This is a genomic window from Streptomyces sp. NPDC012637 (assembly GCF_042954805.1).
GTDB lineage: Bacteria > Actinomycetota > Actinomycetes > Streptomycetales > Streptomycetaceae > Streptomyces.
In genome coordinates this window covers 493,807-508,594 of sequence record NZ_JBIBDS010000008.1, presented here as the reverse complement: position 1 = coordinate 508,594, position 14,788 = coordinate 493,807, and the positions used below count along the sequence as shown (strand labels likewise).

General features: G+C 71.8%; 10 protein-coding genes. 3 read left to right on the top strand and 7 right to left on the bottom strand.

Features of this window, described 5'->3' with window-relative positions:
* Window positions 1-3 precede the first annotated feature (3 nt).
* Window positions 4-663, top strand: a complete 660-nt coding sequence (locus ACFY8W_RS30690; protein ID WP_391112149.1) for an HAD family hydrolase — start codon at window positions 4-6, stop codon at window positions 661-663.
* Window positions 664-875: 212 nt separating this feature from the next.
* Here ACFY8W_RS30690 and ACFY8W_RS30685 read toward each other — a convergent pair whose 3' ends face one another.
* Window positions 876-1,433, bottom strand: coding sequence for a DJ-1/PfpI/YhbO family deglycase/protease (locus tag ACFY8W_RS30685; RefSeq protein WP_391112146.1), 558 nt, complete (start codon window positions 1,431-1,433; stop codon window positions 876-878).
* Window positions 1,434-1,809: 376 nt separating this feature from the next.
* Between ACFY8W_RS30685 and ACFY8W_RS30680 the strand changes: the two genes are divergently transcribed.
* A complete protein-coding gene (locus tag ACFY8W_RS30680) occupies window positions 1,810-6,768 on the top strand; it encodes an NAD-glutamate dehydrogenase domain-containing protein (RefSeq protein ID WP_391112144.1) in 4,959 nt (1,652 codons plus the stop codon).
* A gap of 84 nt (window positions 6,769-6,852) precedes the next feature.
* On the opposite strand, the gene ACFY8W_RS30675 is transcribed toward ACFY8W_RS30680, so the two are convergent.
* The 3 genes from ACFY8W_RS30675 to ACFY8W_RS30665 form a co-directional block, all read right to left on the bottom strand.
* On the bottom strand, window positions 6,853-8,040 hold the full coding sequence (locus ACFY8W_RS30675) for a glycosyltransferase 87 family protein (RefSeq protein ID WP_391112257.1): 1,188 nt from the start codon (window positions 8,038-8,040) through the stop codon (window positions 6,853-6,855).
* Window positions 8,041-8,233: 193 nt separating this feature from the next.
* Window positions 8,234-9,022: an ATP-binding cassette domain-containing protein gene (locus ACFY8W_RS30670; RefSeq protein ID WP_391112141.1), complete on the bottom strand. Its 789-nt coding sequence runs from the start codon at window positions 9,020-9,022 to the stop codon at window positions 8,234-8,236.
* Complete coding sequence (locus ACFY8W_RS30665; RefSeq protein ID WP_391112138.1) at window positions 9,015-9,986, bottom strand: ABC transporter permease; 972 nt, start codon at window positions 9,984-9,986, stop codon at window positions 9,015-9,017. Before ACFY8W_RS30665 ends, ACFY8W_RS30670 begins: the two co-directional genes overlap by 8 nt.
* Before the next feature lie 126 nt (window positions 9,987-10,112).
* Here ACFY8W_RS30665 and ACFY8W_RS30660 point away from each other — a divergent pair, with 126 nt between their 5' ends.
* On the top strand, window positions 10,113-10,727 hold the full coding sequence (locus ACFY8W_RS30660) for a TetR/AcrR family transcriptional regulator C-terminal ligand-binding domain-containing protein (protein WP_391112136.1): 615 nt from the start codon (window positions 10,113-10,115) through the stop codon (window positions 10,725-10,727).
* 127 nt (window positions 10,728-10,854) lie between these two features.
* Here ACFY8W_RS30660 and ACFY8W_RS30655 read toward each other — a convergent pair whose 3' ends face one another.
* Genes ACFY8W_RS30655 through ACFY8W_RS30645 form a run of 3 tightly spaced genes read right to left on the bottom strand, consistent with a single transcriptional unit; the run spans window position 10,855 to window position 14,507 of the window.
* A complete protein-coding gene (locus ACFY8W_RS30655) occupies window positions 10,855-11,766 on the bottom strand; it encodes an ABC transporter permease subunit (RefSeq protein WP_391112133.1) in 912 nt (303 codons plus the stop codon).
* Window positions 11,763-13,145, bottom strand: a complete 1,383-nt coding sequence (locus tag ACFY8W_RS30650; protein WP_391112130.1) for an ABC transporter permease subunit — start codon at window positions 13,143-13,145, stop codon at window positions 11,763-11,765. Before ACFY8W_RS30650 ends, ACFY8W_RS30655 begins: the two co-directional genes overlap by 4 nt.
* A 3-nt stretch (window positions 13,146-13,148) precedes the next feature.
* The gene (locus ACFY8W_RS30645; RefSeq protein ID WP_391112127.1) at window positions 13,149-14,507 is read right to left on the bottom strand and encodes an extracellular solute-binding protein; all 1,359 of its coding nucleotides are present in this window, start codon (window positions 14,505-14,507) and stop codon (window positions 13,149-13,151) included.
* Between the last annotated feature and the right edge of the window lie 281 nt (window positions 14,508-14,788).

The window sequence follows — 14,788 nt, the reverse complement described above, 5'->3', positions numbered from 1 at the left end:
CCCATGGGGAAGCACGCGAAGCATCTGGTCTGGGACTGGAACGGCACTCTGCTCGACGACATCGCCGCGGTCATCGGCGCCACCAACGCGGCGTTCGCCGAGCTCGGGCTCGAACCGATCACCCTGGACCGGTACCGGGAGCTGTACACCGTGCCCGTTCCGAAGTTCTACGAACGGCTGATGGGACGGCTGCCCACCGAGGAGGAATGGCTCGTCATGGACGACGCCTTCCACCGCCACTACTGGCTGCGTGCCGACGACTGCGGGCTCACCAACGGTGCGGCGGAGCTGCTGGCGGCGCGGCAGGCGTCCGGGTTCACGCAGTCGCTGCTCTCGCTCGCGCCGCACGCCGAGCTGATACCGCTGGTGCGGCGGCACGGCATCGCCGAGCGGTTCGTACGGATGGACGGCCGGGTCGGCAACTCCACGGACGGCAAGTCCGGGCACATGGTGCGGCACCTGGCCGCGCTGGAGAACGTGCCGGCGGAGCGGATCGTGGTCATCGGCGACGCGGCGGACGACGCGGTGGCGGCGGCCCACGTGGGCGCGAAGGCGGTGCTGTACACCGGCGGCTCGCACAGCCGGGCATCGCTGGAACGGGTGGGCGTGCCGGTCGTCGACTCGCTCGCCGAGGCCGTCGCCGTCGCCGACGAGCTGGTCTAGGACGACCAGGGCGGCCAGGGCGACCAGGGCAACCAGGACGTCCAAGGCGACCAGGACGTCCAAGGCGATCAGGGCGTCCACGAGGGCCTTCGGCGCGAGAGCGGGACAGCGCGAGAGCGGGGAAGCCGGGGAGCGGGAGAGCGCCGAGAGACGGGTCGCGACGAGGCGCCGGGTCGCTCAGGCCTCGCCCAGGCCCGGCGCCCTCGCGACCCCTACGCCTTCGTCTCCCTCAGCACCTTCAGGAACTCCCTCATCCAGCTCGGGTGGTCCGGCCACGCCCGGGACGAGACCAGGCGGCCGTCGACCACGGCCTCCGTGTCCTGGAAGGACGCGCCCGCCGCCTGCATGTCGAGTTCGAGGGCGGGGTACGCCGTGACGCGGCGGCCCTCCAGGGAGCCCAGGGCGGCGGTCAGGAGGGGGCCGTGGCAGATCTGGGCGACCGGCTTGTCGGCGTCGAAGAAGGACTTGAGGATCTTGCGAAGCTCCGGGTCGTTGCGGAGGTACTCCGGAGCGCGGCCGCCCGGGACGACGACCGCCACGTACTCGCCGGGGTCGACCTCCGAGAAGGCCAGGTCGGCGGGCCAGGTGTAGCCGGGCTTCTCCGTGTACGTGTCGTAGCCCGGCTCGAAGTCGTGGACCACGAAGCGGAGCTGCTTGCGGGACGGGGCCGCGATGTCGACCTCGTACCCCTCTTCGAGGAGCCGCTGGTACGGGTACAACACCTCCAGCGACTCCGCCGCGTCCCCGGTCACGATCAAGATCTTCGCCATGGCGACTCCCAGATCCGTCAGTTCCCTGATGTCGGTGTGTGCCCCGGGGAAACATTCGTCGCTGTCCACAGTGTCAAACTTCCCGCCCCGCTTTTGTACACATAAGGCTCATGACGGCCGGGGGGTCAACAGCGATAGGCTTCTAGCGTGATCAGCGCGATACGCCGAGGGGGCAGCGCAGCCCCCGGCTTCCGTCCGGTCCGCCGCAGCGGCCGGGCCGAGAGTGCGTACGCCGATTCCCGCCGGGTGGCCGAGAAGCGCCCCGGCATCTCTCATCGCGGCATAACGTCTCTTTCGACCGGTACCACCGCGTCGTGGCGTTGTGTCCTTTCTTCCACCGACGTCACGCAACGGCGCGCGACAGGAGTCAGAGGACATGCAGACCAAGCTGGACGAAGCCAAGGCCGAGCTGCTCGATCGGGCCGCCCGGGTAGCTGAGAACAGCCCGGTCGGGGGGCGACTTCCGACAGGGCCGGACAACGGGAAGCGTCCGGACCACGCGACCGTGCTCGACTACCTCCAGCGCTACTACCTGCACACCGCGCCCGAGGACCTGGCCGACCGCGATCCCGTCGACGTCTTCGGTGCCGCGCTCTCGCACTACCGGCTGGCGGAGAACCGCCCGCAGGGCACCGCGAACGTCCGCGTCCACACCCCGACGGTGGAGGAGAACGGCTGGACCTGCAGCCACTCCGTCGTCGAGGTCGTCACCGACGACATGCCCTTCCTCGTCGACTCCGTGACGAACGAGCTGTCGCGCCAGGGGCGCGGCATCCACGTCGTCATCCACCCGCAGGTCATGGTCCGCCGTGACGTGACCGGCAAGCTCATCGAGGTGCTCGCCAAGGAGCCCAAGGGCGAGCTGCCGCACGACGCGCTGACCGAGTCCTGGATCCACGTCGAGATCGACCGCGAGACCGACAAGGCCGACCTCAAGCAGATCACCAACGACCTGCTGCGCGTCCTGTCCGACGTCCGCGAGGCCGTCGAGGACTGGGAGAAGATGCGCGACGCCGCGCTGCGCATCGCCGACGGCCTGGCGGACGAGCCCACCGCCTCCGACCTGCGGCCCACCGAGGTCGAGGAGGCCCGCGAGCTGCTGCGCTGGCTGTCCGACGACCACTTCACCTTCCTCGGCTACCGCGAGTACGAGCTGGTCAACGGTGACGCCCTGGCCGCCGTGCCCGGCACCGGCCTCGGCATCCTGCGCTCCGACCCGCACCACAGCGGCGACGACCACCACGCCCACCCGGTCTCGCCGTCCTTCAGCCGGCTGCCGGCCGACGCCCGCGCCAAGGCGCGCGAGCACAAGCTCCTGATCCTGACGAAGGCCAACAGCCGGGCGACCGTGCACCGGCCCTCGTACCTCGACTACGTCGGTGTGAAGAAGTTCGACGCCGAGGGCAACGTCATCGGCGAGCGGCGGTTCCTGGGACTCTTCTCCTCGGCCGCCTACACCGAGTCCGTGCGCCGCGTCCCCGTCGTCAAGCGCAAGGTCCAGGAGGTCCTCGAGGGCGCCGGCTTCTCGCCGAGCAGCCACGACGGCCGCGACCTGCTCCAGATCCTGGAGACCTACCCGCGCGACGAGCTCTTCCAGACCCCGGTCGACGAGCTGCAGTCCATCGTCACCAGCGTCCTGTACCTCCAGGAGCGGCGGCGCCTGCGGCTCTACCTGCGCCAGGACGAGTACGGCCGCTACTACTCGGCCCTCGTCTACCTGCCGCGCGACCGCTACACCACGCGCGTCCGGCTGCGGATCATCGACCTCCTCAAGGAGGAGCTGAACGGCACCAGCGTCGACTTCACGGCCTGGAACACCGAGTCGATCCTGTCCCGTCTGCACTTCGTCATCCGCGTCGAGCCCGGCACCGCGCTCAGCAAGCTGACCGAGGCGGACGTCGACCGCATCGAGGCCCGGCTCGCCGACGCCGCCCGTTCCTGGGCCGACGGCTTCGGCGAGGCGCTCAACGCCGAGCTGGGCGAGGAGCGCGCCGCCGAGCTGCTCCGCCGCTACGGCAACGCCTTCCCCGAGGGCTACAAGGCCGACCACTCGCCGCGCGCCGCCGTCGCCGACCTGTGCCACCTGGAGGCCCTGGCCGACAGCGGCAAGGACTTCGCGCTCTCCCTGTACGAGCCGGTCGCCTCGGGCACCGGCGAGCGCCGCTTCAAGATCTACAAGACGGGCGAGCAGATCTCGCTGTCCGCCGTGCTCCCGGTCCTCAACCGGCTCGGCGTCGAGGTCACCGACGAGCGCCCGTACGAGCTGCGCTGCGCCGACCGCACCCACGCCTGGATCTACGACTTCGGCCTGCGGATGCCGCTGACGGCCGGCAACGGCGGCGACTACCTCGGCGACGACGCCCGCGAGCGCTTCCAGGAGGCCTTCGCCGCCACCTGGACCGGCGAGGCCGAGAACGACAACTTCAACTCGCTCGTCCTGTCCGCCGGGCTCACCTGGCGCGAGGCGATGGTGCTGCGCGCCTACGCGAAGTACCTGCGCCAGGCCGGTTCGACGTTCAGCCAGGACTACATGGAGGACACCCTCCGCAACAACGTCCACACCACCCGGCTGCTCGTCTCCCTCTTCGAGGCCCGCATGGCGCCGGAGCGCCAGCGCGCCGGCACCGAGCTGATCGACGGGCTCCTGGAGGAGCTGGACGGCGCCCTCGACCAGGTCGCCTCCCTCGACGAGGACCGCATCCTGCGCTCCTTCCTCACCGTCATCAAGGCGACGCTGCGGACCAACTTCTTCCAGAAGGCGGCGGACGGGAAGCGGCACCCGTACGTGTCGATGAAGTTCGACCCGCAGGCCATCCCCGACCTGCCGGCGCCGCGCCCGGCCTTCGAGATCTGGGTGTACTCGCCGCGCGTCGAGGGCGTCCACCTGCGCTTCGGCAAGGTCGCCCGAGGCGGCCTGCGCTGGTCCGACCGCCGCGAGGACTTCCGTACCGAGATCCTCGGCCTGGTCAAGGCGCAGATGGTGAAGAACACGGTCATCGTGCCGGTCGGCGCCAAGGGCGGTTTCGTCGCCAAGCAGCTCCCGGACCCGTCGCTCGACCGTGACGCGTGGATGGCCGAGGGCATCGCCTCGTACAAGACCTTCATCTCGGCGCTCCTCGACATCACCGACAACCTGGTCGCCGGCGAGGTCGTGCCCCCGGTCGACGTGGTCCGCCACGACGAGGACGACACCTACCTGGTCGTCGCCGCCGACAAGGGCACCGCGACCTTCTCCGACATCGCCAACGGCGTCGCGGAGTCGTACGGCTTCTGGCTGGGCGACGCCTTCGCCTCCGGCGGCTCGGCCGGCTACGACCACAAGGGCATGGGCATCACCGCCCGCGGTGCCTGGGAGTCGGTCAAGCGGCACTTCCGCGAGCTGGGCCACGACACCCAGACCCAGGACTTCACCGTCGTCGGCGTCGGCGACATGTCCGGCGACGTCTTCGGCAACGGCATGCTGCTCTCCGAGCACATCCGGCTCGTCGCGGCCTTCGACCACCGCCACATCTTCATCGACCCGAACCCGGACGCGGCCACCTCGTACGCCGAGCGCCGCCGTCTGTTCGAGCTGCCCCGCTCGTCCTGGGCCGACTACAACACCGAGCTGCTCTCGGCCGGCGGCGGCATCCACCCGCGTACCGCCAAGTCGATCCCGGTCAACGCGCAGATGCGGGCCGCCCTCGGCATCGAGGCCGGCGTCACCAAGCTGACCCCGGCCGAGCTGATGAAGGCGATCCTGCAGTCGCCCGTCGACCTGCTGTGGAACGGCGGCATCGGCACGTACGTGAAGTCCTCCGCCGAGTCCAACGCGGACGTCGGCGACAAGGCCAACGACGCCATCCGGGTCGACGGCCAGGACGTCCGCGCCAAGGTCATCGGCGAGGGCGGCAACCTCGGCGCGACCCAGCTGGGCCGCATCGAGTTCGCCCGCTCCGGCGGACCCGAGGGCGCGGGCGGCAAGGTCAACACCGACGCCATCGACAACAGCGCCGGCGTGGACACCTCCGACCACGAGGTCAACATCAAGATCCTGCTCAACGGTCTGGTCGCCGAGGGCGACATGACCGTCAAGCAGCGCAACAAGATCCTCGCCGAGATGACGGACGAGGTCGGCGCGCTCGTGCTGCGCAACAACTACGCGCAGAACACGGCCCTGGCCAACGCCGTCGCCCAGTCGCCGTCCCTGCTCCACGCCCACCAGCGCTTCATGCGCCGCCTGGGCCGCGACGGGGCGCTCGACCGCTCGCTGGAGTTCCTGCCCAACGACCGGCAGATCCGCGAGCTGCTCAACAGCGGCCGCGGCCTGAGCCAGCCGGAGCTCGCCGTCCTCCTCGCGTACACCAAGATCACGGTGGCCGACGAGCTGATCGGCACGGACCTGCCCGACGACCCGTACCTGCGCGGGCTGCTCCACGCGTACTTCCCGACGCAGCTGCGCGAGAAGTTCACCGAGGCCGTCGACACCCACCCGCTGCGCCGGGAGATCGTCACCACGGTCCTGGTCAACGACACCGTCAACACCGGTGGCTCGACCTTCCTGCACCGCCTCCGCGAGGAGTCCGGCGCGTCGATCGAGGAGATCGTCCGCGCGCAGACCGCGGCCCGCGTGATCTTCCGCCTGGGCGAGGTCTGGGACGCCGTCGAGTCCCTCGACAACAGGGTCGCGGCCGAGTTCCAGACCCGGATGCGGCTGCACTCGCGCCGTCTGGTCGAGCGCGGCACCCGCTGGCTGCTCAACAACCGGCCGCAGCCGCTCCAGATCGGCGAGACCATCGAGTTCTTCGCGGACCGGGTCGAGCAGGTCTGGGAGAAGCTGCCGCAGCTGCTGCGCGGCGCGGACCTGGAGTGGTACCAGTCGATCCTGGAGGAGCTGACCGGCGTCGGCGTCCCGGAGGAGCTGGCGCTGCGCGTGGCCGGGTTCTCCTCCGCCTTCCCGACGCTCGACATCGTCGCGATCGCGGACCGCACCGGCAAGGACCCGCTGGCGGTCGCCGAGGTCTACTACGACCTGGCCGACCGGCTGCGGATCACCGACCTGATGGACCGGATCATCGAGCTGCCGCGTGCCGACCGCTGGCAGTCGATGGCCCGTGCCTCCATCCGCGAGGACCTCTTCGCCGCGCACGCCGCGCTCACCTCGGACGTCCTCGCGGCCGGTAACGGCACCTCCACGCCGGAGCAGCGCTTCAAGGCGTGGGAGGAGGACAACGCGGCGATCCTGGGCCGGGCGCGCACGACCCTGGAGGAGATCCAGGGCTCGGACGACTTCGACCTGGCGAACCTGTCGGTCGCCATGCGGACCATGCGCTCGCTGCTCCGTGCGCACAGCTGATCCGTCCTACGGACAAGGGGCGCCCCCGCCGGTACGAACCGGCGGGGGCGCCCCCTTGTCTCGCGGGGTGGCCCCGGAGGTCTGTCACGAGGTGACCGTGCACGTCCACAGGCGGCGCGCGGCGAGCACCGCCGCGGCGAGGAGCAGCGCGTTGCGCAGCGCCATCACGGTGAGGCCCTGCCAGGTGCCGGCGACGACGTCCAGGTAGAGCACCGGGTACGCGAGGGAGCTGAGGGCCGCGGCCGGCAGGAGAAGCAGGGCGACCGGGCGCATGACCGTGCGGCGGGAGGTGAGGCAGACGGCGGCCAGGCCGAGCAGCCAGATCATGTACTGGGGGCTGATCACCCGGCTGGTGACGGTGAACAGCAGGACGGCCGCGAGGGCCGCGTCGTACGGGGTGGCCTCGGTCCAGCGGCCGGCCCTGATCCGCCAGAACAGCAGCCAGATGAAGGCGGCGGCGGTCAGGAACAGCGCCAGGTGGCCGACGGTGGAGACGTACGGGCCGACGTACTCGAAGGCGCCGTAGCGGAACTGGGTGGTGCCCGGCCAGATGCCGGCCGCCCTGGCGAGGGCGAGCCCGGTGCCGCCGAGCGACTCGATCTGGACGCCGCGGTGGCCCTGCTGGCGCAGGAAGCCGAGGGGCTCGGCGAAGAGCAGGGCGAGGACGGCCAGCAGGCTCACGGCGCTGACCGCCGCGGCGGTCCAGGCCTCGCGGGTGGTGCGGCCGCGCGGGGTGCCGATCAGGGCGAGCGCGGGCCAGACCTTGACCATGGCGCCGATGCCGGCGAGCACGCCGCCGATCCGGTGGGCGGTGGCGGAGCGGGAGCCGAGGGCGAGCAGCGAGAGGACGGCGAGGGCGGTGGTCTGCACGTCGTAGCGGGCGAGCGGGATGTGCAGGAGCAGCGGCAGGCCGAGGGCCCAGTACCAGGCGCCGTGGGTGAGCCGGGCGCTGTCGGCGCGGGCGAGCGCGGCGGTGACCGCGGCGTCGGCGAGCAGGGCGAGGAGGACGAAGGCCTGGAAGTAGGTGAGCCAGGGCAGGGCGCCCGGCGACATGATGACCAGGCCCGCGCCGGGCGGGTACTGCCAGGTGACGTCGCCGGGCGGGAAGGTGCCGTCGGCGAACTGGCCGTACCAGTGCCGGTAGAGCCCGTACACCTCGCTGGCGACGCCGCCGATGCCGAGGCCGTCGCGGACCAGGAGCAGCAGCATCCCGGCACGGGTGAGCACCCAGACGGCGGCGAGGGCGAGCAGCGGCCCGCTGCCGACGGTCACGAAGGTGGCGGAGGTGAAGGTCTCCGACTCGAAGGGCGAGCGGGTGAGGGCCGGCGGCGGCGACTCGGCACGGGCGGCGCCCGGTGGCGCCGGCTCGGCACCGGCGAGGGCGGCTCCGTCCGGGGGCGGGCCGGTGGTGCGGATGGGGTCGGGCGAGGGCGGATCGGTCGTCACTCCACCGCACTGTAGTCCGCTATGTACCCTTTGTTGCGGTCTTGGCGGCCGTTCCGGTGACGTGGCCCGTGAAGCGTTCGTACGCCGCCACCACCTCGTCCGCCGGGCCGTCCATCCGCAGCGTGCCGGCCTCCAGCCACAGCGCCCGGTCGCAGGTCTCGGTGATGGTCGAGTTCGAGTGGCTGACCAGGAAGACCGTGCCCGCCTCGGCGCGCAGCTCGTCGATCCGCCGCCGGCTCCGACGGCGGAAGGGCGCGTCGCCGGTGGCCAGGGCCTCGTCGATGAGCAGGACGTCATGGCTGCGGGCGGCGGCGATGGAGAACCGCAACCGGGCGCCCATGCCGGAGGAGTAGGTGCGCATCGGGCGCGAGATGGCGTGCTCGTCCTTGTCGTTGATGCCGGAGAACTCGACGATGCCGGCGTAGCGGGCGGTGATCTCCCTTCGGCTCATGCCCATCGCGAGCCCGCCCAGGATGACGTTCCGCTCGCCGGTCAGGTCGCCCATCAGGGCCGCGTTGACCCCGAGCAGGGCCGGGCGGCCGCGGGTGTAGATCCGCCCCTCGCTGGTGGGCAGCAGGCCGGCGACGGCCTTGAGGAGGGTGGACTTGCCCGATCCGTTCGAACCGATCAGGCCGATCGCCTCGCCCCGGTACGCGGCGAAGCTGACGCCCCTGACCGCGTGGACGCTCCGGCTGCCGCCCCGCTCGGTGTAGGTGACGTGGACGCCGTCGGCGACGACGGTGGGTTCACGGTCGTCGGGATCGTGGGGGCCCCGGGGGCCCGGGTTCGTGCGTGCGTGTTCAGCCACGGCCGTAGGTCTCCTCCGCCTTCCAGAAGTAGATGAAGCCGCCGGCGAAGGCGAGCAGCGCCCAGCCGGTGGCGAGCTCCCACACGTGCGGCGGGAGCCGGTCGCCGGTGAAGCTCTCGACGAGCGCGAAGCGCATCAGGTCGATGTAGACGGCGGCGGGGTTGGCCTGCAGCGCCAGGACCACCGCGTGCGGCAGGTCGCGGTCCTGGGTGAGGTGGGCGATGGACCACATGACCCCGGAGGCGTACATCCAGGTGCGCAGCACGAACGGCATCAGCTGCGAGATGTCCGGCGTACGGGCCGCCAGCCGGGCCATCGCCAGCGCGAGACCGGTGCTGAACAGGGTCTGCAGCAGCAGCGCGGGGACCGCCAGGAGCCAGCTCGGCCGCGGGAACTCGCCGAAGCAGAAGAGGATCACGACCAGCGCGCCGAGCGAGAAGACCAGCTGCTGGAGCTGCTGGAGCGCGAGCGCGATCGGGAGGCTCGCGCGCGGGAAGTGCAGGGCGCGGACCAGGCCCAGGTTGCCGCTGACGGCGCGGGTGCCGGTCATGATCGTCTGCGAGGTGAAGGTCCACACGAAGACGCCGGTGATCAGGAACGGGACGTAGTCCGGGACTCCCCGCTGCACGTCCATGAGGACGCCGAAGATCACGTAGTAGACGGCCGCGTTGAGCAGCGGCGTCATCACCTGCCAGATCTGACCGAGCCGCGCCCGGCTGTACTGTGCCGTCAGCTTGGCCGTGGCGAACGCGGTGATGAAGTCCCGCCGGGACCACAGCTGCCGCGCGTACGCGGGGAGCGAGGGGCGCGCGCCGGTCACGGTGAGCCCGTGGCGCAGGGCGAGGGCGCGCAGCTCCTCGGAGGAGGGCGGGGCCGGGGCGGCGGGGTCGGTGGCGGCGGGGGTGTGGGGGTGCCCGGGGGTGGAGGTGCGGGCGTGGGCGGGGGTGGGGGTCTGGGTCGTCACTCGGGTCGCTTTCGATGGAACGGGTCCGTATCGTCGCTACGTGGAGGGTAGGACGCTTGCGCGACGGAACGCAACCGTTTCGTCGTGTCGTGGCCCGGCGCGTCACCGCTGGTTAAGATCCTGTGCATGACGACACCTGCCGGAAGCCCGGGAACCCCTCGCCGCGCCCCCGCGGGAGCCGCCGTGCTCCGGGAGGACGTCACCGAGGCCATCCGTGCCGCCGTCTTCGAGGAACTGGCCGCGGTGGGCTTCGCCCGGATGTCCATCGAAGGCATCGCCCGCCGCGCCGGGGTCGGCAAGACCGCCGTCTACCGGCGCTGGAAGTCCAAGCTGTCGCTGGTCCTCGACCTCGTCGGCGCCCTCGCCGTCCAGGGCCTGCCCACCCCGGCCACCGGTTCCCTGCGCGGCGACGTCCGCGCGCTCCTGGAGGTCGCCGCCCACGCCCTGCGCCACCCGGTGGCCTCGCAGGTCATCCCGGACCTGCTCGTCGAGGCCGCCCGGCACCCCGAGATCGCCGACACCCTGAAGGCCGCCCTGCTCGACCCGCAGCAGGGCGTCGTCGCCCAGGTCGTCCGCGCCGCCGTCGGGCGCGGCGAACTGCCCGAGGGCGCCGACCCCGACCGGGCCCTGGACCTCGTCGTCGGCCCGCTCTACTGGCGGCTCGTGGTGGTGCGCACCGAGCTGCCGGAGGACTACCTCGACGACCTGGCGCGCTCGGCGGTCGCCGCGCTCAAGGCGTAGGCCGTCCCGGGGGCGGTCGCCGCGCTCACCGCCTGGGTCGGCTCAGGCGGTGAGTCGCCGCGCCCAGCCCACGGGTCGACCCAGCCGGCGATCGCCGCGCCCACCGCCCGGGGCCCACGGGCGGCGGTCACTTCACCGCGCCCGCCATCACCCCGGACACGAACTGCCGCTGGAAGGCGAAGAAGACGAGCAGCGGGATCACCATCGACACGAACGCGCCCGGCGCGAGCACGTCGACGTTGTTGCCGAACTGCCGTACCTGCTGCTGGAGCGCCACCGTGACCGGCGGCGACTGGGCGTCCGCGAAGATCAGCGCCACCAGCATGTCGTTCCACACCCACAGGAACTGGAAGATGCCCAGCGAGGCCACCGCGGGGCCGCCCAGCGGCAGCACCACCCGGGTGAACAGCCGGATCTCGCCGGCCCCGTCGAGCCGCGCCGCCTCGAGGAGCTCGCGCGGGATCTCCGCGAAGAAGTTCCGCAGCAGGAAGATCGCGAACGGCAGGCCGAAGGCCGTGTGGAACAGCACCACGCCCAGCGTCGTCTCGAAGATCCCGACCGCGCCGAACAGCTTCGACACCGGCACGAGCGCCACCTGCACCGGCACCACGAGGAGCGCCACGACCAGCAGGAACCACCAGTCCCGGCCCGGGAAGTCCAGCCACGCGAAGGCGTAGCCGGCGAAGGCGCCGATCACGATCACCAGGAGCGTGGCCGGCACGGTGATCAGGACCGTGGAGACGAGGGAACCGGTGATCGCGTCGTTCGCGAGCAGATCGCGGTAGTTCTCCGTGGTCAGCTGCGCCGGCGCGGTGAAGACCTGCCACCAGCCGCTGGAGGCGATGTCGGAGGGCGAGCGCAGCGAGGACAGCAGCAGCCCGACCGTCGGCATCAGCCAGAACAACGCGACCAGGACGAGGAAGACGCGCACCGCGCCGGAGGCGGCCCGCGCGGCCAGGCGCGAGGCGGTCCCCGTGGTCGTGCGGGCGGCGGACCGCGAGGCGGTGCCCTCGGCCGCGCGTGAGGCGAAGGACGTCATCTGCGGTTCTCCCTTCGCATACGGCGGATGTTGACCGCCATCACCGGCAGGACGAGCAGCAGGAGCAGCACGGCGATCGCCGAACCCACGCCGAGGTCCGCGTCCGTGCCGAACGACGAGCGGTACAGCTGGAGCGCGAGCACGTTCGCGTCGTCCTGCGCCGAGCCCGGCGCGATGATGAAGACCAGGTCGAAGACCTTGAGGACGTTGATCATCAGGGTGACGAGGACGACGCCGAGGACCGGCGCGAGCAGCGGGACCGTGATCCGGCGGAACACCTGCCACTCGTTCGCGCCGTCGACCCGGGCCGCCTCCAGGACGTCACGCGGCAGGCCCGCGAGCCCGGCGGCGATCAGCACCATCGCGAACCCGGCCCACATCCACACGTAACTGCCGATGATCGCCGGGGTGACGAGGCTCGGACCGAGCCACGAGACACCGTTGTACTGCTCGCGGAAGTTGCTCGCGGGCAGCCGCAGCACCGCGCCGTCGGCGGCGGCCGGCAGCGTGAAGGTGCCGTCGGCGGCGGCCGTCGCCCGGGCCACCACCCGGCCCTCCTTCACGGCCTCGATGCGCAGCCCCTTGAGGCCGAGCTCCTTCGGGTCGACGGCGTTCGGCTTCCCGCCGCCGCCCCGGGTGAAGTCCAGCCACGCCGTGCCGGAGATCCCGCCGCCGTCGCCGGTGGCGGCCGGCGTGCGGGCCGGGCGGGCGTCCTCGGGCATCTGCGCCGGCGGCACGCCGATCAGCGGCAGAGCGACCGGCTCCCCGCCGCGCACCGGAGTCTTGGTGACGTACGCCCCGCCGCCCGCCGCCTCCAGCGGGTGCACCGGCAGCGGGCGGGCACGCGGGAAGCCGGACGACTCGGCGAAGGTGTCGTGCACCCCGACCCACACGGCGTTGGCCACGCCGCGGTCCGGGTCCTGCTCGTACACCAGCCGGAAGATGATCCCCGCGGCGAGCATCGAGATCGCCATCGGCATGAAGACGACCAGCTTGAACGCCGTCCCCCAGCGCACCCGTTCGGTGAGCACCGCGAAGACCAGCCCGAGGGCGGTCGCCACGGCCGGGGCGACCACCACCCAGACCAGGTTGTTGCGGACGGCGGTGCGGATCGTGTCGTCCGTGAACAGCGTGACGTAGTTGTCCAGGCCCGCGAAGGAGTCCCCGGACCGGTCGAAGAAGGAGCGCTGGACCGAGTACCCGATCGGATAGACGACGAGCGCACCGAGCAGGACGAGGGCGGGGAGCAGGAACGCCGCGGCCGTGACGGTCCTGCGCGTACGGGTGGAGCCCCGGGCGCCGGGGGCGCGGGCGGACCGGTGCGGCCGGCCCGGTCCGTCGCCGACGTCGGTACGGGTGGTGCTGCGGGCGCCGGCCACCGGTCAGCCCTTGTAGGCCTTGGCCGCCTCGGCCTCCAGCCTGGCCTGGGTGCCCGCCACGTCCTTGGGGTTCTTCAGGAAGTCCTGGAGCGCCTTCCACTCGCCCTTCCCGGGCGTCCCGCCGAACGACTGCGGCATCTGGTCCGACATGTCGAACCGGAAGGCGTCGCCCGCGCCGATCAGCGACGTGGCGATCTTCCGCTGGACCTCGTTCGGGTAGGCCGCCGGGTCGAGCGCCTTGTTGGGCGACAGGAAACCGCCCTCGGCCGCCCAGATCCGCGCCGCGTCGGGCGAGGCGAGGAAGGTCAGCAGGGCCTGCGCACCCTTGGTGTCCTTCAGCGCCACGGCCGCGTCGCCGCCGGTCACCACGGGCGGCTGGGCGCCGTCCCCGACGGCGGGGAACGGGAACACCTTCGCGTCCGTGCCGATCTTCGCGCCGGTCTCCGCGATGTTCACCGCCGAGAAGTCGCCCTCGAAGACCATCGCCGCCTTCGCCTGGTCGCCGCCCGTGAACGTCTGCGTGACGGAGACCGGGAACTCGGTCTGCAGCGCGCCGTTCGTGCCGCCCGCGAGGAGGCTCGGCTTGCCGAACAGTTCGGCGAGGGTGGTGAGCGCCCGGGCGACGGACGGGTCCGTCCACTTGAGGGTGTGCTTGGCCAGCTGGTCGTACTTCTCCGGGCCCGCCTGGGAGAGGTAGACGTTCTCGAACCAGTCGGTCAGCGTCCAGCCGTCCGCGCCGCCGACCGACACCGGCGTGACGCCCGAGGCGGAGATCGTCTCGGCGGTGGCGAGGAAGTCCTTCCAGGACTTCGGCTCGCTGGCGCCCGCGTTGTCGAACGCCGCCGTGTTGTACCAGACGAGGGACTTGTTGGCCGCCTTGAAGTAGACGCCGTACGACGTGCCGTCGACCGCGCCGAGGTCCTGCCAGCCCTTCGAGTAGTTCTTCGCCAGCTGGGCCTTCGCCTCCGGGCCGAGCGGCTTGAGCCACTTCTGCGCGGCGGCCTGCTGGATCGCGCCCACCTGCGGCAGCATCGCCACGTCCGGCGGCGAGCCGCCGGCGATCTTCGTGCCGAGGAAGTTCACGATCGGGTCCTGGGCGGGCACGAAGGTGACGGTCGCGCCCGTGCGCTTCTCGAACTCCTTCAGGACCTTGGTGAAGTTCGCCTGTTCGGGGCCCGTCCAGACGGCGGCGACCTCGATCTTCTCGCCCCTGAGGGAGGGCAGCGAAACGCCTGGCGCGCTGCCCGGCGCCGAGGTGCCGGGCGAGGTGCCCTTGCCTCCGCCGTCGTCGGTGCAGCCCGCGGCCGCGAGCACGGCGGCCGCCGCCACGACCCCGAGTCGAAGAGTTCTGCCGTTACGCATCCGAGCCCCGCCTCTCCCGCGTCTTCCGGTCCCGTGCGCTCAGGTCTACGCCGGGTGACCGGGGGCCGCAATACCGCCTTCCGTGTCAAGTGGGCATTCGTGATGCGCTCGTGACGTGGCGTCAAGTGGAGGTCGAGGGCAGGGCGAGGGCCGGACGAGGGCGGGGCCAGGGCTGGTCGAGGGCGGGCGGTGCCCTCGCTCGCCGGGCGATGCCGTCGCCGGCCGCCTCTGCCGGGCCGGGGAGCGGGGCCTCCGCCGGGGAGGCGGCGTGCGGACCGTCA